The organism is Flavobacterium crocinum (genome assembly GCF_003122385.1).
GTDB lineage: Bacteria > Bacteroidota > Bacteroidia > Flavobacteriales > Flavobacteriaceae > Flavobacterium > Flavobacterium crocinum.
In genome coordinates this window covers 404,780-424,000 of the sequence record NZ_CP029255.1, presented here as the reverse complement: position 1 = coordinate 424,000, position 19,221 = coordinate 404,780, and the positions used below count along the sequence as shown (strand labels likewise).

The following is a 19,221-nucleotide window of genomic DNA, read 5'->3' as shown; positions in this document are numbered from 1 at the left end:
TATTTTTAGAATGATAATTTTAAAACTCCACCTACTGATCTTTGTGAAGGGTTAGCTCCAAACTCTCCAAATTCAGAAAGTACGCCAGTTCCGTAAGTTCCTACTTCAGGGTCAACATATGGATTTTCTCCAGGAGTCCACATGAAAAGGTTTCTTCCATAAATACCTACAGTGATTTTGTTTAATCCCATGTTTTTAGTAATTGTGCTAGGGAAATCATAATTTAAATTAATCTCTCTTAATCTCACAAAAGTTTTATCAATTACATGTGTTCTTTCAATACCAGGGTTGTTACCTGTGTTGAAGAAATTTGTATAAGTACTATATGTAAGAGGTGTAGTATTTTCTGTATATGTAACTGCATTTGTTACAGGATCAATGTTCTCATTTACTGAATTAGGAACGATAAATGGATTTCTGTCGTTGTAAGTAGTTTCTATACCATTTCCTACGAAATGAGAAAGTCTTTTAGTGTAAGAGTAGAAATCTCCTCCTTGTTTCCAGTCTAATGAGAATGCTAAATTAAAGTTTTTGTATTTGAAAGAGTTTTGTAATCCCATAACAAAATCACGTTGTGCGTTTCCAATTTTTTGGATATCATCACTTACTTCATACATTCCAGTAGATGCATTTACAATATATTGACCTGCAGCATTTGTTTTAGGAACTTGTGAATAGAAACTACCGATTGGATCACCTTTAGTTGCTCTCATAGTCACACCATAAGCAGGAAGTAAATCAATATAATTGCCACCTGTGTTTAATTCCGTTACTTCGTTTAAGTTTTTAGTGAAGGTGTAAGTTATGTTCCAAGTAAAATCCTGGTTTTTAATTGGGCTACCAGAAAGAGAAAGTTCGATACCTTTGTTCACAACGTCTCCAGCGTTGATAGCTTTGATAGTATAACCTGTTGATGGATCTAAAGGTAGATCTACAATAAGGTCCGAAGTCGTTTTGTGATACAATGCGATATCATAGCTAATTCTGTTTTTGAAGAAAGATCCTTCAGCTCCAACTTCATATTCAACTGTACTTTCAGGTTTTAATTCTGGGTTACCAAGTCTTCCTGATGCTTCAAAGAAACTTACTCCTCCAAGTGGAGATGCAATTATACCAAAGTTAGCATTAGCAGAACCAGAGATATATGAGTCTTCTGTTGTGTATACCCTTGTATCATTTGCAATTTTTGAAGCAGCAGCTCTTAATTTAAGGAAAGTATTTCCGTTGTCAATAGCAATTGCACCTAATGATAAAGATGGGTAAAAATATGAGTTGTTACCTATTGGTAATGTTGAAGTTACATCTTGTCTAGCTGTAGCTGTAGCAAAATATCTGTTTTTAAATGCAAACTCAGCAGAAGCGTAAACAGCTCCTGTTTTTCTTAGACTGTTTGATTGTTCAATTACTGGTCTTACAGCTGAGTTTGAAAGCTCATAAAATCCTGGAAGACCTAAATTAGTGATAGAGTTTTTCAATATGTCAGACTCTCTTTTATTGTAGTTAAGACCTCCTAAAAGATTTAATGTCCAGTCTTCGCCTAAGTTTGTGTTGTAGTTAATGTTGAAGAAAGTATCAAACTCGCTGAATTCTGATCTTGATTCTGTAACTCCTCCTACTACTGGATTAGCTCCTGCAATTGCTTGAGGTGTTCCGTCTGCATAATTAACTATTGCACCGTAACTCTTAAGTCTTTCTGTTCTAACGTTACCACCAATTTGCCATGTAGCTGTAATCTTGTCAGTTATTTTGTAGCTTAAATTAACATTTCCAAAAAGGTTATGTCCATACACTTTAGTGCTGTTCTCGTTAATTGAGAAATATGGGTTTGCAGCATAAGGAGTAAAATAGTAATCAGGAGTATTAAAAACGTTGTTTTTATAATCTCTTAAGTCTACTATACTTACGTCTCTTGGGATTTGTAATAAATCTTGTTGTAATGTAGAACCTTGTCCTGCATCATCACCCTGACCTGTGTTAACTACACTTTGGTCTTTGTAGATATAATTAAGAGAAGTTCTTAATGTGAATTTTTTTCCTTTTAATCCACCATTAAATCCTAATGATTGTTTTCTGTATAAATCTGCATCAGTTGGTACAACACCATCACTGTTTACATTTGAGAAAACTAAAGAGAAATCAGATGTGTCTCCACCACCGCTAAGAGTTGCAGATTGTGTAGCTAATGTACCTGTGTTGTAAAAGTCTCTTACGTTATTTTTTAAACCAACATAAGGTTTGATTTGCTGAGTATTGTTGTAAACTGTTCCCCATGGTCTTACTTCTCCGTTAAAAGCAGGTCCCCAAGAACCATTTTCGTTACTGTAAGTATTTGCTCCTGAGAATCCTAGTCCATTCCAACCTTGACCAAATTGATTTTGCAAGTGTGGAACTCTTGCTACTTCGCTAAATTCAGTTGAAGCTAGCAAATCAACTTTGATACCACTGTTTGATTTTCCTTTTTTAGTAGTAATGATGATTACACCACCTCCAGCTCTTGAACCATACAATGCAGATGCAGCTGCTCCTTTAAGAACAGTCATGCTCTCAATGTTATTTGGGTCAATATCACTGATCCCGTTACCAGTATCATATGATCTTGTTGAAGTAGCAACTCCGTTATTTCCAGTACCAGTTGCGGTATTGTTAATAGGTGTTCCATCAACAACATAAAGTGGGCCATTGCTGTTCGTGATACTGTTTAAACCACGAATAACTACTTTAGTTGCAGCCCCTGGTTGAGAAGGTGCAGTAATGTCAACCCCTGCAATTTTACCAGAAAGAGTTTCAAATGGGTTAGTATTAACTACTTGTGTAAGCGCATCCGCTTTTAAAGTTGTAGTAGCGTATCCAAGAGATTTTTTCTCTCTTTTGATACCAAAAGCAGTTACAACTACGCCTTCAAGTTCCTGAGCTCCTGCATCCGCCATTTTAACGTTTACAGTAGATGAACTTGCAGCCACTTCCTGAGTTTTCATCCCAATGTAGCTAAATACCAAAATTTGGCTTGGTGATACTTTGATCGAAAATTTACCATCAAAGTCAGTTTGTGTTCCCGTTTTAGTCCCTTTAACTAATACACTAACACCCGGTAAAGGCATTCCTGCATTGTCAGAAACTGTCCCAGTAACAGCTCTTTCTTGCGCAAATGATAATTGCGCAACTAGTACTAGTAAAAGTACTAAGAATCCATTGAACTTTAGTTTCATTTTTAAATATTTTGAATTAGTATCGCAAAACTCTTAATAATTTGTTAACTTTCCTAATAAAAAAAATATTTTTTTCGTTAAAGATCAAAATTTAACATTATAACATATGTTTATGATAGTGTTATATAATTGCAAATCTGAAGTTTTTTCTCCTCCGTTTGTAAGGTTTATTTTTAATAAGCCACTGGTCGTTTGAATTGTTGTTCCAATTCCAATTCCTATTAATTTTCTTATTTGATTTTTATTCGAAACACTTGTCAGGTCTTGATATATTGCATAATCGATTATTGAATTCAGATAAAGGCTTTTTGAAGCCAGATAACGGTATTCTGTAAGAATCATTGAAGTGAAGTTCGCTTGCAGGCTGTTTTCTAAAAAACCTCTGATTGAATTCATTCCTCCAAAACGGAATAATTCGTTTGAAATGTAGTTCTGACTCTTTAAGATATAATTTTGTGAATTTATGTTAATGAAATTCTTAGGGTTTAACTCAAAATTATATTTGAGATTAATGTTTGCAAATAGTTGGTTGCTTGTTCCGGCAGTTTGTGGGTTGTCATTAGTTGTGCGTTTTCCAAAACCTAAAGACGTAAATAAATAAGCTTTATTGAGGAATATTGGGTTCTGATAATCTGCTTTTTGATAATCAAATGATGTTGTTAAATATGAATTGTTGAAATCGCTAATTAAAGAACTGTTTGTGTTTTGAATATCGCTTGATTCTGTAGATTGGTATCCAATGTAAAGTTTGGAATTGTAATTTAGATAGTAGCCTAAGTTAATATCGGTTTTGGTATTTTGAAAAGTACTGTCTTGTTTGAAGATGTTTAATTGAGCTTTTATGCCGATAGGAGATTGGAAAATGTATGGGATTTCAATTTTAGTGTTAAATGTTTTTTGTTGGTTGCCATCGCTTTTCCAATAAAGTGAAAATTTTTCTCCAGCCCGTAGTGTGTTTATTAGTGAAATGTCTAGATATCCATTTAAAACAAGTTTTTTGTTTTCGTCATTCGAAAATCCGATATATCCATCGAAAGTGTTTGCTTTTCTTTTTTCTATATAAGTGTAGATTTTCGTGGAGTCTTTTGTGAATAATATTTCAGGATATTTAGTTTGAGAAATAAATTCAAAACTATTAAGATCTGTATATATGTTTTTGATCATTTCCTGATTGAATGTTTTATTTAAGTATTTTTTGTTTAGTTGTTTTAATGCTCCTTTAGGAAAGTATTCTTTAGAGTCAGTATTTGTATAATTTAGAATAATGGAATTTAAGTTTCTTTTTTTTTCGGAATCAAGATTTAAATCGGCATAAATTATCGAATTTTTTTTGGTGATGTTTTTCAATTTTAGTTTCGTGAATGCAAAACCGGCTTTTTCTTTGTTTGAAATTTCCTGATTAAGAAAGTTTTCTAATTGAGGATAAGGAATAAACACACTGTCTTTGGTTGTTGTTTTGTCTGTGTAAAATGAATTATTTATACCTATATATATATGTACTTGTTTGATCTTGTTTTTTAAGTTGATTATTATGGTAAAAGTGCTGTCGTTTGTCTTTTTGTTTTCTAGTATTTCAGCATCTATGTAACCTTGTTTTGTTAATTGGTTTGATGTTTTTGTTATTTCATCAAATAGAGATTTTACATTAAAATGCTTTTTGTTATATGGAAGAGAGTCAATAGCTTGAGTTTGGGTTTTGTTAATTCCTGTTATATTAAGGTAGAAAGACTGGGCAAAACATCCTGAAGTAATTAAGAAAATGAATATGTTTAGTAATTGTTTCAAAAGCAATTGGTTTGTTAGTTAAATGTAAAGCAAATATCTAATGTTTCTCTGTGAAATCATAGATATAAATAATGTTGTTGAAAATTAATGATTTAACGTTTGTATAGTGAAAAATATTTTATACATTTGCAACCCCGTAAAAAGCGGGAATTTAATAAACATAATAATTTTTAGTATTAATTATGCCAACAATTCAACAATTAGTAAGAACAGGAAGAACTCAGATCACTAAGAAGAGTAAATCGGTTGCTTTAGATTCTTGTCCTCAAAGAAGAGGGGTTTGTACGCGTGTTTACACTACTACACCAAAAAAACCAAACTCTGCAATGCGTAAAGTTGCGCGTGTGCGTTTGACAAATGGTAATGAGGTGAATGCTTACATCCCGGGAGAAGGACACAATCTACAAGAGCACTCGATAGTATTAGTGCGAGGTGGAAGGGTAAAAGATTTACCAGGTGTTAGATATCATATCGTTCGTGGAGCTCTTGATACGTCAGGTGTTGCAGGAAGAACGCAAAGAAGATCTAAGTACGGTGCTAAACGCCCAAAAGAAGCAAAAAAGTAATTTAAAAACTTTTAAGAAAAAGACATGAGAAAAAGAGCGGCAAAGAAAAGACCACTTTTACCGGATCCAAGGTTTAATGACCAATTAGTAACACGTTTCGTGAATAACTTAATGTGGGATGGTAAGAAATCTACAGCTTTTAAAGTATTTTATGATGCTATTGATATCATTGAGACTAAAAAGCAAAATGATGAGAAAACTTCATTAGAGATCTGGAAAGATGCTTTAACAAACGTTATGCCTCACGTAGAAGTACGTAGCCGTAGAGTTGGTGGAGCTACATTCCAAATCCCAATGCAAATTCGTCCAGACAGAAAAATTTCTATGGCAATGAAGTGGTTGATACTTTATTCAAGAAGAAGAAATGAAAAATCTATGGCGCAACGTTTAGCGTCAGAGTGTTTAGCTGCTGCTAAAGAAGAAGGTGCTGCGGTTAAGAAAAGAATGGATACTCACAAAATGGCAGAAGCTAATAAAGCATTCTCTCACTTTAGATTTTAATTCGTAAGAAATGGCTAGAGATTTAAAATATACAAGAAATATCGGGATCGCTGCTCACATTGATGCTGGTAAAACAACAACTACTGAGCGTATTCTTTTTTATACTGGAAAATCACACAAAATTGGTGAGGTGCATGATGGTGCTGCAACAATGGACTGGATGGCACAAGAGCAGGAAAGAGGTATTACAATTACATCTGCTGCTACAACTTGTACTTGGAATTTTCCAACTGAGCAAGGTAAAGTTCTTCCGGAATCATTACCTTACCACTTTAATATTATTGATACTCCTGGACACGTTGACTTTACTGTAGAGGTAAACCGTTCTTTACGTGTACTTGATGGTTTGGTTTTCTTGTTTAGTGCTGTTGATGGTGTTGAGCCTCAGTCAGAAACTAACTGGAGACTTGCTGATCAATATAGAGTTCCTCGTATGGGATTCGTAAACAAAATGGACCGTCAAGGTGCTAACTTTTTAGCTGTATGCGGACAGGTTAAAGATATGTTGAAATCGAATGCGGTTGCAATTACTTTGCCTATTGGTGATGAAGCAGATTTTAAAGGTATTGTTGACTTGGTAAAAAATCAAGCTATTGTATGGCATGATGAAACTCAGGGAGCTACTTTTGATATCGTTGACATCCCGGCTGATATGGTTGATGATGTAAAACACTACCGTTCTATCCTTATCGAAGAGATTGCAACTTATGATGAGAATCTTTTAGATAAATACATGGAAGATGAAAACTCTATTACAGAGGATGAAATCAACAATGCGTTAAGAGCGGCTACTATTGATATGGCAATCATTCCTATGCTTGCTGGTTCTTCTTTCAAAAACAAAGGAGTTCAATTCATGTTAGATGCTGTTTGTAAATATTTACCATCTCCATTAGATAAAGAAGGTATCGAGGGAATTCACCCTGATGATGCTGAATTATTAGAAGAAGATCAAACTAAAATCTTACGTCGCCCAGATGTAAAAGAGCCATTCGCTGCTTTAGCATTTAAAATTGCTACTGATCCATTCGTAGGTCGTTTAGCTTTCTTCCGTGCTTATTCTGGACGTTTAGATGCTGGTTCGTATGTTTTAAATACTCGTTCTGGTAATAAAGAGAGAATTTCTCGTATTTACCAAATGCATGCTAATAAGCAAAATCCAATCGAATATATTGAGGCTGGAGATATTGGTGCTGCTGTAGGATTTAAAGATATCAAAACTGGGGATACACTTTGTGATGAAAAGAATCCAATTATCTTGGAATCTATGAAATTCCCAGAGCCAGTAATTGGTATTGCTATCGAGCCTAAAACTAAAGCTGACGTTGATAAAATGGGTATGGCATTAGCTAAATTAGCTGAAGAAGATCCAACATTTACTGTAAGAACTGATGAGGCTTCAGGTCAAACTATTATTTCTGGTATGGGTGAGCTTCACTTAGATATCTTAGTTGATCGTATGAAACGTGAGTTTAAAGTAGAAGTTAATCAAGGTGAGCCACAAGTAGAGTATAAAGAGGCGTTTACTAAATCTGCTCAGCATAGAGAAACTTACAAGAAACAATCTGGAGGTCGTGGTAAATTCGGTGATATCGTATTTAGAATCGAGCCTGCTGATGAAGTTGATGGTAAAGTTCCGGTTGGATTACAGTTCGTAAATGAGGTAAAAGGTGGTAACGTTCCTAAAGAATATATCCCTGCTGTTGAAAAAGGTTTCCGTGAGGCTATGAAAACAGGTCCGTTAGCTGGATATGCTGTTGATAGTTTAAAAGTAACTTTATTGGATGGATCTTTCCACCCTGTGGATTCTGATGCTCTTTCTTTTGAATTAGCTGCTAGAATGGGTTATAAAGAGTCTGGACGTGCTGCTGGAGCTGTTATTCTTGAGCCAATCATGAAAATCGAAGTTATTACTCCGGAAGAAAACATGGGTGATATCGTAGGTGACTTGAACCGTCGTAGAGGTCAGGTTAATGACATGGGTGATAGAAATGGTGCTAAGACTATCAAAGCTGATGTGCCTTTATCAGAAATGTTTGGTTATGTAACAACATTAAGAACATTATCTTCTGGTAGAGCTACTTCAACAATGGAGTTCTCTCACTATGCAGAAACACCTTCTAATATTTCAGAAGAGGTAATCAAAAAAGCAAAAGGTAACGCTTAATTTTAAGAAAATGAGTCAAAAAATCAGAATAAAACTAAAATCTTACGATCACATGTTGGTGGATAAATCTGCTGAAAAGATCGTGAAAACAGTAAAAACTACTGGAGCAGTTGTAACAGGTCCTATTCCGTTGCCAACTCACAAAAAACTTTTCACTGTATTACGTTCTCCGCACGTTAACAAAAAAGCGAGAGAGCAATTTGAAGTAATGTCATACAAGAGATTGATTGATATTTATTCATCTTCATCTAAAACTATTGATGCTTTAATGAAACTTGAATTGCCAAGTGGAGTAGAAGTAGAGATAAAAGTATAATTTTTTATATTTTTTTTATATAAAAAGCGAGGCAAAAATGTCTCGCTTTTTTTGTTTTTTAAATATGATTTTGTTTGTGATTTTTTTTAGTATTCTGTGGTTTTGTGGTTCTTTGTTTTTTGTGTAAACTCCTTTATTTTAGGGCGATGAGAGGTTTTTTTGTTTAGATTTTATTAATTAATTGTTAAGTGTGAATTGTTTAAAAATTGAAAAAAAAGTTTTGGATTTAAAGATTGTAAAAGCTGTTTTTGGTGTTATTTTGAAGCTTGGATTTTGATAATGAGCGATTTAATTTTTATAACCGTTTGGTTTATTCGATTTTAATATCTACTTTTGCACTCCCTGTTTGGAAATTTCTGTTATTTTCAAATTGAAGGGAATTTTAGTAATTAATAATTAATATTTATGTCTGGGTTAATTGGTAAGAAAATCGGCATGACTAGTATCTTTGATGAAAACGGGAAAAATATTCCTTGTACAGTAATCGAAGCTGGACCATGCGTTGTTACCCAAGTCAGAACCAACGAGGTTGACGGGTATGAAGCGTTGCAACTTGGTTTCGATGACAAAAACGAGAAACATTCTACTAAAGCGGCTTTAGGTCACTTTAAAAAAGCTGGAACTGTTGCTAAGAAAAAAGTCGTTGAATTCCAAGATTTTGCAACTGAACAAAAATTAGGAGATCTTATTGATGTTTCTATTTTTGAAGAAGGAGAATTTGTAGATGTACAAGGTGTGTCTAAAGGTAAAGGTTTCCAGGGTGTTGTTAAGCGTCACGGTTTTGGTGGTGTTGGACAGGCTACTCATGGTCAACACAACCGTTTAAGAGCGCCAGGTTCTGTAGGAGCTTCTTCTTACCCATCTAGAGTATTCAAAGGAATGCGTATGGCTGGAAGAATGGGAGGAGAAAATGTAAAAGTTCAAAACCTTAGAGTTTTAAAAGTAGTTGCTGAAAAGAACTTACTTGTTGTTAAAGGATGTGTTCCTGGGCATAAAAACTCTTATGTAATCATTCAGAAGTAATGGAAGTAAAAGTATTAGATTTCAACGGAAAAGATACTGGAAGAAAAGTTCAACTTTCTGATTCAGTATTCGCAATTGAACCAAACAATCACGCAGTATATCTTGATGTTAAGCAATATCTTGCTAATCAAAGACAAGGTACTCATAAAGCTAAAGAAAGAGCTGAAGTAACTGGAAGTACTCGTAAGATTAAAAAGCAAAAAGGAACTGGTACTGCTCGTGCAGGAAGTGTAAAGAATCCTTTGTTTAAAGGTGGTGGAACAGTTTTCGGACCAAGACCAAGAAGTTATTCATTTAAATTGAATAAAAGCTTAAAGAGATTAGCTAGAAAATCAGCTTTCTCAATCAAAGCAAAAGAGTCAAATATTGTGGTTGTAGAAGACTTTAATTTTGAAGCGCCAAACACTAAAAATTTCATTAACGTTTTGAAAGCTTTAGGGTTAGAAAATAAAAAATCTCTATTCGTGTTGGGTGAGTCAAATAAAAACGTATATTTGTCGTCACGCAATTTAAAGGCTTCAAGCGTCGTAACTAGCTCTGAATTAAGCACTTACGCAATATTAAACGCTAATAATTTAGTGCTTTTGGAAGGTTCTTTAGAGTTAATTGAAGAAAATTTAAGTAAATAATAGGAAGATGAGCATTATTATTAGACCTATAGTAACGGAAAAAGTAACCAAAGAAAGTGAAGTTCTAAACCGCTTCGGATTCGTTGTTGACAAAAAAGCAAACAAAGTTCAAATTAAGAAAGCTGTTGAAGCTGCTTATGGAGTAACTATCGTTTCTGTTAACACAATGAATGTGAGACCGGATAGATCTACTAAATACACTAAAAGTGGTTTAATCAGTGGAAAGACAAATGCTATTAAAAAAGCAATTGTACAAGTACAAGAAGGAGAAACAATTGATTTTTACAACAATATCTAAGATAGAAAAATGTCAGTAAGAAAATTAAAACCTATTACCCCGGGTCAGCGATTTAGAGTTGTGAATGGTTATGACGCTATTACAACTGATAAGCCGGAACGCTCTTTGATAGCGCCGATAAAAAACTCAGGAGGTAGAAATAGTCAAGGAAAGATGACCATGCGTTATACGGGTGGTGGTCACAAGCAGAGATATCGTATCATTGATTTCAAAAGAACTAAAGATGGAATTCCAGCTACAGTGAAATCAATCGAATACGATCCAAATCGTACTGCATTTATCGCTTTATTAGCTTATGCTGATGGAGAGAAAACTTATATTATCGCTCAAAACGGATTGAAAGTTGGTCAGAAATTAGTTTCAGGACCAGAATCTCAACCGGAGATTGGTAATACTTTACCTTTAAGCAGAATTCCTCTTGGAACTGTTATATCTTGTATTGAGTTGCGTCCAGGGCAAGGAGCGGTTATTGCTCGTTCAGCTGGAACTTTTGCTCAGTTAATGGCAAGAGACGGGAAATATGCGACAATTAAAATGCCATCTGGTGAGACAAGATTGATCTTGTTAACATGTTCGGCTACAATTGGAGCTGTTTCTAACTCTGACCACCAATTAGTTGTATCTGGAAAAGCAGGTAGAACAAGATGGTTAGGAAGAAGACCTAGAACTAGACCAGTAGCGATGAACCCAGTTGATCACCCTATGGGAGGTGGTGAAGGACGTTCTTCTGGAGGGCACCCACGTTCAAGAAACGGATTGCCAGCTAAAGGTTACAGAACTCGTTCTAAGAAAAACCCGAGTAACAAGTATATCGTAGAACGTAGAAAGAAATAATAAGATATGGCACGTTCATTAAAAAAAGGACCTTTCGTTCATTATAAATTAGACAAGAAAGTTCAAGAAAACGTAGAAAGTGGTAAAAATGCAGTTGTTAAGACTTGGTCTAGAGCTTCAATGATTACTCCAGATTTCGTTGGACAAACTATCGCAGTTCATAACGGTCGTCAATTTGTACCAGTTTACGTAACAGAAAACATGGTAGGTCACAAATTAGGAGAGTTTTCACCAACTAGATCTTTTAGAGGTCATGCTGGAGCAAAAAATAAAGGTAAAAAATAAAAGAAGCAATGGGAGTTCGTAAAAGAGAAACAGCAGATGCGAGAAAAGAGGCTAATAAGTCTATCGCTTTCGCAAAATTGAATAACTGCCCTACTTCACCTAGAAAAATGCGCTTAGTAGCGGACTTGGTAAGAGGTCAGAAGGTAGAAAGAGCACTTAACATTTTAAGATTCAGTTCTAAAGAAGCTTCAAGAAAATTAGAAAAACTATTATTATCTGCAATCAATAACTGGGAGCAAAAAAATAGTGAAGGTAATTTAGAAGAAGCTGGATTATTTGTTAAAGAGATCAGAGTAGATGGTGGAATGATGTTAAAAAGACTTCGTCCAGCTCCTCAAGGTCGTGCACACAGAATAAGAAAACGTTCTAATCACGTAACAATCGTGCTTGGAGCTATCAATAACACACAAAGCAATTCTTAAGCAGCATGGGACAAAAGACAAATCCAATTGGAAATAGACTTGGTATCATCAGAGGATGGGACTCAAACTGGTATGGTGGAAATGATTACGGCGATAAATTAGCTGAAGATCACAAAATCAGAAAGTATATCCACGCTCGTTTATCAAAAGCTAGTGTATCTAAAGTAATCATCGAGAGAACTTTGAAGCTTGTAACCGTTACTATCACTACTGCTAGACCTGGTATTATTATCGGAAAAGGTGGGCAAGAGGTAGACAAGTTGAAAGAAGAACTTAAGAAAGTTACTGACAAAGAGGTTCAAATCAACATCTTTGAAATTAAAAGACCTGAGTTAGATGCTTATCTTGTGGCTACAAGCATCGCTCGTCAAATCGAAAGCCGTATTTCTTACAGACGTGCAATCAAAATGGCTATTGCTGCTTCTATGCGTATGAACGCTGAAGGTATCAAAGTTTTGATTTCTGGTCGTTTGAATGGAGCTGAGATGGCGCGTTCAGAAGGTTTCAAAGAAGGTAGAATTCCTCTATCAACTTTCAGAGCTGACATTGATTATGCTCTTGCTGAGGCTCATACTACTTACGGTAGAATGGGTATTAAAGTATGGATCATGAAAGGTGAAGTTTACGGTAAGAGAGAACTTTCTCCACTTGCTGGAATGGACAAAAAACAATCTGGTACAGGTGGTGGAAAAGGTGGAGATGCTCCTAGAGGCAAATCTAACTTTAACAAAGGTGGAAAACCAGACGCTCGTAAAAGAAAGTAAATTTTTAAACTAAAGAAAAATGTTACAGCCTAAAAGAACAAAATACCGTAAGGTACAAAAAGGTAGAATGAAGGGTAACTCTCAAAGAGGGCACGAACTTTCAAATGGAATGTTTGGTATTAAATCTGTGCATGAAGATGGAATGTTCTTAACATCTCGTCAAATCGAGGCTGCGCGTATCGCTGCAACTCGTTACATGAAGAGAGAAGGACAATTATGGATCAAAATTTTCCCAGACAAACCTATTACTAAGAAACCTCTTGAAGTACGTATGGGTAAAGGTAAAGGAGCAGTTGAGTATTGGGCTGCTGTTGTTAAACCAGGAAGAATTATGTTTGAAGTTGGAGGAGTTCCATTGTCAGTTGCAAAAGAAGCTTTACGTCTTGCAGCTCAAAAACTTCCAGTAAAAACTAAGTTCGTCGTTGCTAGAGATTTCGAAGCATAATTTATATTTATTATGAAACAATCAGAAATAAAAGATCTTTCTGCAGCGGAGTTGCAAGAAAAGCTTAGTCAAACTAAGAAAGTATATGCTGACCTAAAAATGGCTCATGCTATCTCTCCAATTGCTAACCCACTTCAAATTAGAAGCGTTAGAAGAACAGTTGCAAGATTAGCTACAGAGTTAACTAAAAGAGAGTTACAATAATTGTATTCTGCTGAAAGATGGAAGAAAAAAGAAATTTAAGAAAAGAAAGAATAGGTGTTGTTACTTCAAATAAGATGGATAAATCTATCGTTATTGCTGAAGTAAGAAAAGTAAAACACCCATTATACGGTAAGTTCGTGTTGAAAACTAAGAAATATGTTGCACACGACGAAACAAACGACTGTAACATTGGAGATACTGTAAGAATTAGCGAAACGCGTCCTTTAAGTAAAACAAAATGTTGGAGATTAGTTGAAATCTTAGAAAGAGCTAAATAATTATGGTACAACAAGAATCAAGACTAAAAGTAGCAGATAACACGGGAGCTAAAGAAGTTTTAACTATTCGTGTTTTAGGAGGTACTAAAAGAAGATATGCCTCTGTTGGTGACAAAATTGTAGTTTCTATCAAAGATGCAACTCCAAACGGAAACGTGAAAAAAGGAGCTGTTTCAACTGCAGTTGTTGTACGTACTAAAAAAGAAGTGAGAAGAGCTGATGGTTCTTATATCCGTTTCGATGACAATGCATGTGTTCTTTTGAATGCTGCAGGAGAAATGAGAGGAACTCGTGTTTTTGGTCCGGTCGCAAGAGAACTTCGTGAAAAACAATTCATGAAAATTGTATCATTAGCACCAGAAGTGCTTTAATTCGTTTTAAGATGATAAAGCTAAAAATAAAATCAGGAGATATCGTAAGAGTTATTGCAGGAGACCATAAAGGTGCTGAAGGTAAAGTTTTACGTGTTTACCGTGAGAAAAATAAAGCGATAGTTGAAGGTGTAAACTTGGTTTCAAAACACACTAAACCAAGTGCTAAAAACCCTCAAGGTGGTATCGTTAAGAAAGAGGCTTCTATTCAAATTTCTAACATTGCTTTAATTGATCCTAAAACTAAGGAAACAACTAGAGTAGGTATTAGAGTAGAAGGAGATAAGAAAGTAAGATTTTCAAAAAAATCTAATCAAGTACTATAGTAATGGCATATACACCTAGACTAAAAGAAGAATATAAGAGTAGAGTAATCTCTGCTCTTAAAGAAGAGTTCGGATATACAAACGTAATGCAAGTTCCTAAACTTGAAAAAATCGTTTTGAGCCGTGGAGTTGGTGCAGCTGTATCTGATAAAAAACTTATTGACTATGCGGTTGATGAGTTAACAAAGATCACTGGACAAAAAGCAGTTTCTACAATCTCTAAAAAAGACGTTGCGTCTTTCAAATTGAGAAAAGGAATGCCTATTGGAGCAAAAGTTACTTTACGTGGAGAAAGAATGTATGAGTTTTTAGATAGACTTATTACTTCTGCTTTACCACGTGTTAGAGATTTTGGTGGTATTAAAGCTACAGGTTTCGACGGAAGAGGTAACTACAATCTTGGAGTTTTAGAGCAAATCATTTTCCCTGAAATTGATATTGACAAAGTAAACAAAATTTCAGGAATGGATATTACTTTTGTTACTACTGCAAAAACAGACAAGGAAGCAAAGTCATTATTGGCTGAATTAGGATTACCTTTTAAAAAGAATTAAGACATGGCTAAAGAATCAATGAAAGCCCGCGAGGTTAAAAGAGAGAAAACGGTAGCTAAATATGCTGAGAAGAGAAAAGCTTTATTAGAAGCTGGAGACTACGAAGGTTTACAAAGATTACCTAAAAATGCTTCACCAGTTCGTTTACACAATCGTTGTAAATTAACAGGTAGACCTAGAGGTTATATCCGTCAATTCGGTATTTCACGTGTAACTTTCCGTGAAATGGCTAACAATGGGTTAATTCCAGGAGTTAAAAAGGCTTCTTGGTAATCTCGCAATAAGTTATTACTTTTGCAAACCAAAAAATAATTTTAATTGATTAAAGGTTCGGGAGACGGGTGTCTCCCGAAAACCATAATCGCAATCAAATACATATGTATACAGATCCTATTGCAGATTATTTGACTAGAGTTCGTAACGCTGTGGCTGCAAACCACAAAGTTGTTGAAATTCCGGCATCTAATCTTAAAAAAGAGATAACTAAGATCTTATTTGATCAAGGTTACATCTTAAGTTACAAATTTGAGCAGAACACTGTACAAGGTTCTATCAAAATTGCTTTGAAGTATGATAAAGATACTAAAGAGCCTGTAATCAAAGATATCCAAAGAATTAGTAAACCTGGTTTACGTAAGTACGCAGGTGCTGCCAAATTACCTAGAATCCTTAATGGATTAGGAATTGCTATTGTTTCTACATCAAAAGGTTTGATGACTGGAAAACAAGCTAAGCAATTAAATGTAGGTGGTGAAGTAATTTGTTACGTATACTAATTTTAAACACTAGAAAAGATGTCAAGAATAGGTAAAAGCCCAATTGTAATCCCTGCTGGTGTAACTGTAGAAGTTAAAGACGGTATTATTACAGTAAAAGGAAAAAGAGGTCAACTAGTTCAGGAGTTTTCGGACGTAAATGTAACTGTTGAAGGCGATCAGGTTTTAGTTGAAAGATCGTCTGATCATAAAAACCACAGAGCAAAGCACGGATTATTCAGATCTTTGATCAGTAATATGGTTGTTGGTGTTTCTGAAGGTTTCACAAAAGAACTAGAATTAGTTGGAGTTGGTTATAGAGCTTCAAACCAAGGTCAAAAATTAGATTTAGCTCTTGGATATTCTCACAATATTGTTTTAGAGATTGCTCCTGAAGTATCTTTGGAAACAGTATCTGAAAAAGGTAAGAACCCAATCGTCAAATTAACATCATTTGATAAACAACTTTTAGGACAAGTTGCTGCGAAAATCAGAAGTTTCCGTAAGCCAGAGCCATATAAAGGAAAAGGTGTTAAATTTGTGGGTGAAGTATTAAGAAGAAAAGCAGGTAAATCAGCTTAAAATATAAGATTATGTCATTAACAAAATCTGAAAGAAGACAGAGAATTAAATTCAGAATTAGAAAATCGGTTAGTGGTTCAGCTGCAAGACCTAGACTTTCTGTTTTTAGAAGTAATAAAGAAATTTACGCTCAAATCATTGATGATGTAAATGGAGTTACTATATTAGCTGCATCTTCGAGAGAAAAAGAAATAGGAAAAGGTACTAACGTTGAAATCGCTGCTGCTGTTGGAAAATTAGTTGCAGAGAAAGCGTTAAAAGCCGGGATTGATACCATCACTTTTGACAGAGGTGGATATTTGTACCACGGTCGTATTAAATCATTAGCAGAAGGCGCAAGAGCCGCTGGACTTAAATTCTAATATATTATGTCTAAATACAAAAATGTAGAATTGGTAAAACCTAGTGGTCTTGAACTTAAAGATCGTCTGGTTAGTGTAAATCGTGTTACTAAAGTTACAAAAGGAGGTAGAGCTTTCGGTTTTTCTGCTATTGTAGTTGTAGGTGATGAAAATGGAGTAGTTGGTCACGGATTAGGAAAATCTAAAGACGTTTCTGAAGCAATTGCGAAAGCAGTAGAAGATGCTAAGAAAAACTTAGTTAGAATTCCTTTGAATGGACAATCTGTTCCTCACGAACAAAAAGGTAAATTTGGTGGTGCACGTGTATTCTTAATTCCAGCTTCTCATGGTACTGGGGTTATTGCTGGTGGAGCTGTTCGTTCAGTTCTTGAATCAGTAGGTATTCACGATGTATTGTCTAAATCTCAAGGATCATCAAATCCACATAACGTAGTAAAAGCAACTTTTGATGCTTTATTGCAAATGAGAAGCGCTCATACTGTTGCAAAACAGAGAGGGGTTTCTTTAGAGAAAGTTTTTAAAGGTTAATTCAGGAAATTATGGCTAAATTATTAGTAAAACAAGTAAGAAGCAAAATCAACTGTCCTCTTTCTCAAAAGAGAGGGTTGGAAGCTTTAGGTCTACGTAAAATTGGACAAGTTGTGGAGCATGAGTCAAATCCTGCTATCCTTGGGATGATAAACAAAGTTAAACACTTAGTTTCTGTTGAAGAAGCTAAATAACAAATACTGTTATGAATTTAAGTAACTTACAACCTGCTGAGGGATCTACACACAATCAAAATAAAAGATTAGGTAGAGGAGAAGGTTCTGGAAAAGGTGGTACCGCTGCACGTGGACACAAAGGAGCAAAATCTCGTTCTGGTTATTCTAAAAAGATTGGTTTTGAAGGAGGGCAAATGCCACTTCAAAGACGTGTACCTAAGTTTGGTTTCAAAAACATCAATCGTAAAGAATACGAAGGTGTTAATTTAGATACTCTTCAATTATTAGTTGATAACGGTGTAATTACTGATTCTGTTTCAATGACGGATTTCGTAGCAAATCGTCTGGCTACTAAAAATGAAATCGTTAAGATTTTAGGTAGAGGAGAATTGAAAGCAAAATTAAAAGTAACTGCCCACAAATTTACTGCTACTGCAAAAGCTGCTATTGAAGCTGCTGGTGGAGAGGCTGTAACTATATAACTTATCTATTAAGATGAAGAAATTTATTGAATCAATAAGTAATGTTTGGAAAATCGAAGAACTAAAGAATAGAATCTTAATTACTTTAGGGTTACTTTTAGTATATCGTTTTGGAGCACACGTTACGCTTCCTGGAATTGACGCAACGCAATTGACTGGTTTAGCGGGACAAACTAAAAATGGTCTAGGATCTATTCTAGACATGTTCACCGGGGGTGCTTTCTCTAAAGCTTCAGTTTTTGCTTTAGGTATCATGCCTTATATTTCTGCGTCTATTGTTGTTCAGTTGATGGGGATTGCGATTCCATATTTACAAAAACTTCAAAATGATGGGGAAAGTGGTAGAAAAAAGATTAATCAAATCACTCGTTGGTTGACAATCGCTATCACATTGGTTCAAGGTCCAACTTATATCTATAATTTATACAGAACATTGCCTAGTAATGCATTTTTGCTAGGCTTTAATTCACCTGAATTTTTGTTCTCGTCTGTTATCATTTTAGTTACAGGAACAATTTTTGCTATGTGGCTTGGTGAGAAAATTACAGATAAAGGTATTGGAAATGGTATTTCATTGTTAATTATGGTTGGTATTTTAGCTCGTTTACCACAAGCTTTTATTCAGGAGTTTACAACTCGTGTTACCAATAACAATGGAGGTCCAATGTTATTAGTTATTGAAATTATTGTGTGGTTATTAGTTATCATTTCTTGTGTATTGCTTACTATGGCAGTACGTAGAATCCCGGTACAATACGCTCGTCGTACTACAACTGGAGATTACGAGCAAGATTTGGCAGGAGGTAATAGACAATGGATTCCTCTTAAGCTTAATGCTTCTGGAGTTATGCCAATTATTTTTGCTCAGGCAATTATGTTTATTCCTGCGGCTGTAGCCGGATTGTCTAAATCAGATACATCACAATCTATTGTTGGTGCATTTAGTAATATGTTTGGTTTCTGGTATAATTTTGTTTTTGCAACTTTAATTATTGTATTTACATTCTTTTATACTGCAATCACTGTACCTACTAACAAAATGGCTGATGATTTAAAGAGAAGCGGTGGTTTTATTCCAGGAGTTCGTCCGGGAGCTGAAACTTCAGATTTCTTAGATAAAGTGATGTCTTTAATAACTTTCCCAGGATCTTTATTCCTTGCTTTGATTGCTGTGTTCCCAGCTATTGTTGTAAGTATTATGGATGTACAACAATCTTGGGCAATGTTTTTTGGAGGTACCTCATTAATAATTATGGTTGGAGTTGCAATAGATACTATTCAACAAATCAATTCATACTTGTTAAACAAACATTATGATGGTTTAATGAAGACTGGTAAAAATAGAAAAGCGGTAGCTTAATA

Annotated in this window: 27 protein-coding genes; 25 read left to right on the top strand and 2 right to left on the bottom strand. The window is 34.9% G+C overall.

What is annotated here, in order from left to right:
* Positions 1-5: 5 nt before the first annotated feature.
* The gene (locus tag HYN56_RS02085; RefSeq protein ID WP_109190659.1) at positions 6-3,206 is read right to left on the bottom strand and encodes a SusC/RagA family TonB-linked outer membrane protein; all 3,201 of its coding nucleotides are present in this window, start codon (positions 3,204-3,206) and stop codon (positions 6-8) included.
* Positions 3,207-3,290: 84 nt separating this feature from the next.
* Complete coding sequence (locus tag HYN56_RS02080; RefSeq protein ID WP_240622646.1) at positions 3,291-4,991, bottom strand: BamA/TamA family outer membrane protein; 1,701 nt, start codon at positions 4,989-4,991, stop codon at positions 3,291-3,293.
* Between the two features lie 182 nt (positions 4,992-5,173).
* On the opposite strand from HYN56_RS02080, the gene rpsL reads away from it, so the two are divergent.
* The 25 genes from rpsL (at position 5,174) to secY (ending at position 19,219) form a co-directional block, all read left to right on the top strand.
* On the top strand, positions 5,174-5,557 hold the full coding sequence (gene rpsL, locus HYN56_RS02075; protein ID WP_007136570.1) for a 30S ribosomal protein S12: 384 nt from the start codon (positions 5,174-5,176) through the stop codon (positions 5,555-5,557).
* 24 nt (positions 5,558-5,581) lie between these two features.
* Positions 5,582-6,058 (top strand): 30S ribosomal protein S7, encoded by a 477-nt coding sequence (gene rpsG, locus HYN56_RS02070; protein WP_026727879.1) that lies wholly within the window; start codon positions 5,582-5,584, stop codon positions 6,056-6,058.
* Positions 6,059-6,068: 10 nt separating this feature from the next.
* Positions 6,069-8,225: an elongation factor G gene (fusA, locus tag HYN56_RS02065; protein WP_109190658.1), complete on the top strand. Its 2,157-nt coding sequence runs from the start codon at positions 6,069-6,071 to the stop codon at positions 8,223-8,225.
* Positions 8,226-8,235: 10 nt separating this feature from the next.
* Complete coding sequence (rpsJ, locus tag HYN56_RS02060) at positions 8,236-8,541, top strand: 30S ribosomal protein S10 (protein WP_007803605.1); 306 nt, start codon at positions 8,236-8,238, stop codon at positions 8,539-8,541.
* A gap of 405 nt (positions 8,542-8,946) precedes the next feature.
* Entirely contained in the window at positions 8,947-9,564 is a 618-nt protein-coding gene (gene rplC, locus HYN56_RS02055; RefSeq protein WP_091496656.1) for a 50S ribosomal protein L3, read from the top strand.
* Positions 9,564-10,193 (top strand): 50S ribosomal protein L4, encoded by a 630-nt coding sequence (rplD, locus tag HYN56_RS02050; RefSeq protein WP_109190657.1) that lies wholly within the window; start codon positions 9,564-9,566, stop codon positions 10,191-10,193. The genes rplC and rplD overlap by 1 nt, the downstream gene beginning before the upstream one ends.
* A gap of 7 nt (positions 10,194-10,200) precedes the next feature.
* Positions 10,201-10,491 (top strand): 50S ribosomal protein L23, encoded by a 291-nt coding sequence (gene rplW / locus HYN56_RS02045; RefSeq protein WP_012022489.1) that lies wholly within the window; start codon positions 10,201-10,203, stop codon positions 10,489-10,491.
* 9 nt (positions 10,492-10,500) lie between these two features.
* Positions 10,501-11,325: a 50S ribosomal protein L2 gene (gene rplB / locus HYN56_RS02040; RefSeq protein WP_008464287.1), complete on the top strand. Its 825-nt coding sequence runs from the start codon at positions 10,501-10,503 to the stop codon at positions 11,323-11,325.
* Between the two features lie 6 nt (positions 11,326-11,331).
* Complete coding sequence (rpsS, locus tag HYN56_RS02035; RefSeq protein WP_008464288.1) at positions 11,332-11,610, top strand: 30S ribosomal protein S19; 279 nt, start codon at positions 11,332-11,334, stop codon at positions 11,608-11,610.
* Between the two features lie 8 nt (positions 11,611-11,618).
* Positions 11,619-12,032 carry a 50S ribosomal protein L22 gene (gene rplV / locus HYN56_RS02030; RefSeq protein ID WP_007803631.1) on the top strand — a complete coding sequence of 138 codons (414 nt, stop codon included), beginning with the start codon at positions 11,619-11,621 and terminating at the stop codon, positions 12,030-12,032.
* 5 nt (positions 12,033-12,037) lie between these two features.
* Positions 12,038-12,796 carry a 30S ribosomal protein S3 gene (gene rpsC / locus HYN56_RS02025; protein ID WP_008464292.1) on the top strand — a complete coding sequence of 253 codons (759 nt, stop codon included), beginning with the start codon at positions 12,038-12,040 and terminating at the stop codon, positions 12,794-12,796.
* A gap of 19 nt (positions 12,797-12,815) precedes the next feature.
* Positions 12,816-13,241: a 50S ribosomal protein L16 gene (gene rplP / locus HYN56_RS02020; protein ID WP_008464295.1), complete on the top strand. Its 426-nt coding sequence runs from the start codon at positions 12,816-12,818 to the stop codon at positions 13,239-13,241.
* Between the two features lie 12 nt (positions 13,242-13,253).
* The gene (gene rpmC, locus HYN56_RS02015; protein ID WP_008464297.1) at positions 13,254-13,445 is read left to right on the top strand and encodes a 50S ribosomal protein L29; all 192 of its coding nucleotides are present in this window, start codon (positions 13,254-13,256) and stop codon (positions 13,443-13,445) included.
* A 17-nt stretch (positions 13,446-13,462) separates the two neighbouring features.
* Positions 13,463-13,723, top strand: a complete 261-nt coding sequence (rpsQ, locus tag HYN56_RS02010; RefSeq protein ID WP_007803646.1) for a 30S ribosomal protein S17 — start codon at positions 13,463-13,465, stop codon at positions 13,721-13,723.
* Between the two features lie 2 nt (positions 13,724-13,725).
* Positions 13,726-14,094 carry a 50S ribosomal protein L14 gene (gene rplN / locus HYN56_RS02005; RefSeq protein ID WP_007803649.1) on the top strand — a complete coding sequence of 123 codons (369 nt, stop codon included), beginning with the start codon at positions 13,726-13,728 and terminating at the stop codon, positions 14,092-14,094.
* Between the two features lie 11 nt (positions 14,095-14,105).
* Positions 14,106-14,420 carry a 50S ribosomal protein L24 gene (gene rplX / locus HYN56_RS02000; protein WP_008464300.1) on the top strand — a complete coding sequence of 105 codons (315 nt, stop codon included), beginning with the start codon at positions 14,106-14,108 and terminating at the stop codon, positions 14,418-14,420.
* Between the two features lie 2 nt (positions 14,421-14,422).
* Positions 14,423-14,974, top strand: coding sequence for a 50S ribosomal protein L5 (gene rplE, locus HYN56_RS01995; RefSeq protein ID WP_012022484.1), 552 nt, complete (start codon positions 14,423-14,425; stop codon positions 14,972-14,974).
* A 3-nt stretch (positions 14,975-14,977) separates the two neighbouring features.
* Positions 14,978-15,247 carry a 30S ribosomal protein S14 gene (gene rpsN / locus HYN56_RS01990; RefSeq protein WP_008464305.1) on the top strand — a complete coding sequence of 90 codons (270 nt, stop codon included), beginning with the start codon at positions 14,978-14,980 and terminating at the stop codon, positions 15,245-15,247.
* Between the two features lie 104 nt (positions 15,248-15,351).
* Positions 15,352-15,750 carry a 30S ribosomal protein S8 gene (rpsH, locus tag HYN56_RS01985; RefSeq protein WP_008464306.1) on the top strand — a complete coding sequence of 133 codons (399 nt, stop codon included), beginning with the start codon at positions 15,352-15,354 and terminating at the stop codon, positions 15,748-15,750.
* Between the two features lie 18 nt (positions 15,751-15,768).
* On the top strand, positions 15,769-16,311 hold the full coding sequence (rplF, locus tag HYN56_RS01980; RefSeq protein ID WP_109190656.1) for a 50S ribosomal protein L6: 543 nt from the start codon (positions 15,769-15,771) through the stop codon (positions 16,309-16,311).
* An 11-nt stretch (positions 16,312-16,322) separates the two neighbouring features.
* On the top strand, positions 16,323-16,673 hold the full coding sequence (rplR, locus tag HYN56_RS01975; RefSeq protein WP_109190655.1) for a 50S ribosomal protein L18: 351 nt from the start codon (positions 16,323-16,325) through the stop codon (positions 16,671-16,673).
* A 3-nt stretch (positions 16,674-16,676) separates the two neighbouring features.
* Positions 16,677-17,201, top strand: coding sequence for a 30S ribosomal protein S5 (rpsE, locus tag HYN56_RS01970; RefSeq protein WP_085949269.1), 525 nt, complete (start codon positions 16,677-16,679; stop codon positions 17,199-17,201).
* Between the two features lie 11 nt (positions 17,202-17,212).
* A complete protein-coding gene (gene rpmD, locus HYN56_RS01965; RefSeq protein WP_008464315.1) occupies positions 17,213-17,395 on the top strand; it encodes a 50S ribosomal protein L30 in 183 nt (60 codons plus the stop codon).
* A gap of 11 nt (positions 17,396-17,406) precedes the next feature.
* Positions 17,407-17,859, top strand: a complete 453-nt coding sequence (rplO, locus tag HYN56_RS01960) for a 50S ribosomal protein L15 (RefSeq protein ID WP_109190654.1) — start codon at positions 17,407-17,409, stop codon at positions 17,857-17,859.
* Between the two features lie 13 nt (positions 17,860-17,872).
* The gene (gene secY, locus HYN56_RS01955; protein ID WP_007803669.1) at positions 17,873-19,219 is read left to right on the top strand and encodes a preprotein translocase subunit SecY; all 1,347 of its coding nucleotides are present in this window, start codon (positions 17,873-17,875) and stop codon (positions 19,217-19,219) included.
* Positions 19,220-19,221 lie beyond the last annotated feature (2 nt).

Coding starts and splice junctions, on each gene's coding strand:
- HYN56_RS02085 (WP_109190659.1), bottom strand. CDS start 3,206: ATGAAACTAAAGTTCAATGGATTCTTAGTACTTTTACTAGTACTAGTT.
- rpsL (WP_007136570.1), top strand. CDS start 5,174: ATGCCAACAATTCAACAATTAGTAAGAACAGGAAGAACTCAGATCACT.
- rpsG (WP_026727879.1), top strand. CDS start 5,582: ATGAGAAAAAGAGCGGCAAAGAAAAGACCACTTTTACCGGATCCAAGG.
- fusA (WP_109190658.1), top strand. CDS start 6,069: ATGGCTAGAGATTTAAAATATACAAGAAATATCGGGATCGCTGCTCAC.
- rpsJ (WP_007803605.1), top strand. CDS start 8,236: ATGAGTCAAAAAATCAGAATAAAACTAAAATCTTACGATCACATGTTG.
- rplC (WP_091496656.1), top strand. CDS start 8,947: ATGTCTGGGTTAATTGGTAAGAAAATCGGCATGACTAGTATCTTTGAT.
- rplD (WP_109190657.1), top strand. CDS start 9,564: ATGGAAGTAAAAGTATTAGATTTCAACGGAAAAGATACTGGAAGAAAA.
- rplW (WP_012022489.1), top strand. CDS start 10,201: ATGAGCATTATTATTAGACCTATAGTAACGGAAAAAGTAACCAAAGAA.
- rplB (WP_008464287.1), top strand. CDS start 10,501: ATGTCAGTAAGAAAATTAAAACCTATTACCCCGGGTCAGCGATTTAGA.
- rpsS (WP_008464288.1), top strand. CDS start 11,332: ATGGCACGTTCATTAAAAAAAGGACCTTTCGTTCATTATAAATTAGAC.
- rplV (WP_007803631.1), top strand. CDS start 11,619: ATGGGAGTTCGTAAAAGAGAAACAGCAGATGCGAGAAAAGAGGCTAAT.
- rpsC (WP_008464292.1), top strand. CDS start 12,038: ATGGGACAAAAGACAAATCCAATTGGAAATAGACTTGGTATCATCAGA.
- rplP (WP_008464295.1), top strand. CDS start 12,816: ATGTTACAGCCTAAAAGAACAAAATACCGTAAGGTACAAAAAGGTAGA.
- rpmC (WP_008464297.1), top strand. CDS start 13,254: ATGAAACAATCAGAAATAAAAGATCTTTCTGCAGCGGAGTTGCAAGAA.
- rpsQ (WP_007803646.1), top strand. CDS start 13,463: ATGGAAGAAAAAAGAAATTTAAGAAAAGAAAGAATAGGTGTTGTTACT.
- rplN (WP_007803649.1), top strand. CDS start 13,726: ATGGTACAACAAGAATCAAGACTAAAAGTAGCAGATAACACGGGAGCT.
- rplX (WP_008464300.1), top strand. CDS start 14,106: ATGATAAAGCTAAAAATAAAATCAGGAGATATCGTAAGAGTTATTGCA.
- rplE (WP_012022484.1), top strand. CDS start 14,423: ATGGCATATACACCTAGACTAAAAGAAGAATATAAGAGTAGAGTAATC.
- rpsN (WP_008464305.1), top strand. CDS start 14,978: ATGGCTAAAGAATCAATGAAAGCCCGCGAGGTTAAAAGAGAGAAAACG.
- rpsH (WP_008464306.1), top strand. CDS start 15,352: ATGTATACAGATCCTATTGCAGATTATTTGACTAGAGTTCGTAACGCT.
- rplF (WP_109190656.1), top strand. CDS start 15,769: ATGTCAAGAATAGGTAAAAGCCCAATTGTAATCCCTGCTGGTGTAACT.
- rplR (WP_109190655.1), top strand. CDS start 16,323: ATGTCATTAACAAAATCTGAAAGAAGACAGAGAATTAAATTCAGAATT.
- rpmD (WP_008464315.1), top strand. CDS start 17,213: ATGGCTAAATTATTAGTAAAACAAGTAAGAAGCAAAATCAACTGTCCT.
- rplO (WP_109190654.1), top strand. CDS start 17,407: ATGAATTTAAGTAACTTACAACCTGCTGAGGGATCTACACACAATCAA.
- secY (WP_007803669.1), top strand. CDS start 17,873: ATGAAGAAATTTATTGAATCAATAAGTAATGTTTGGAAAATCGAAGAA.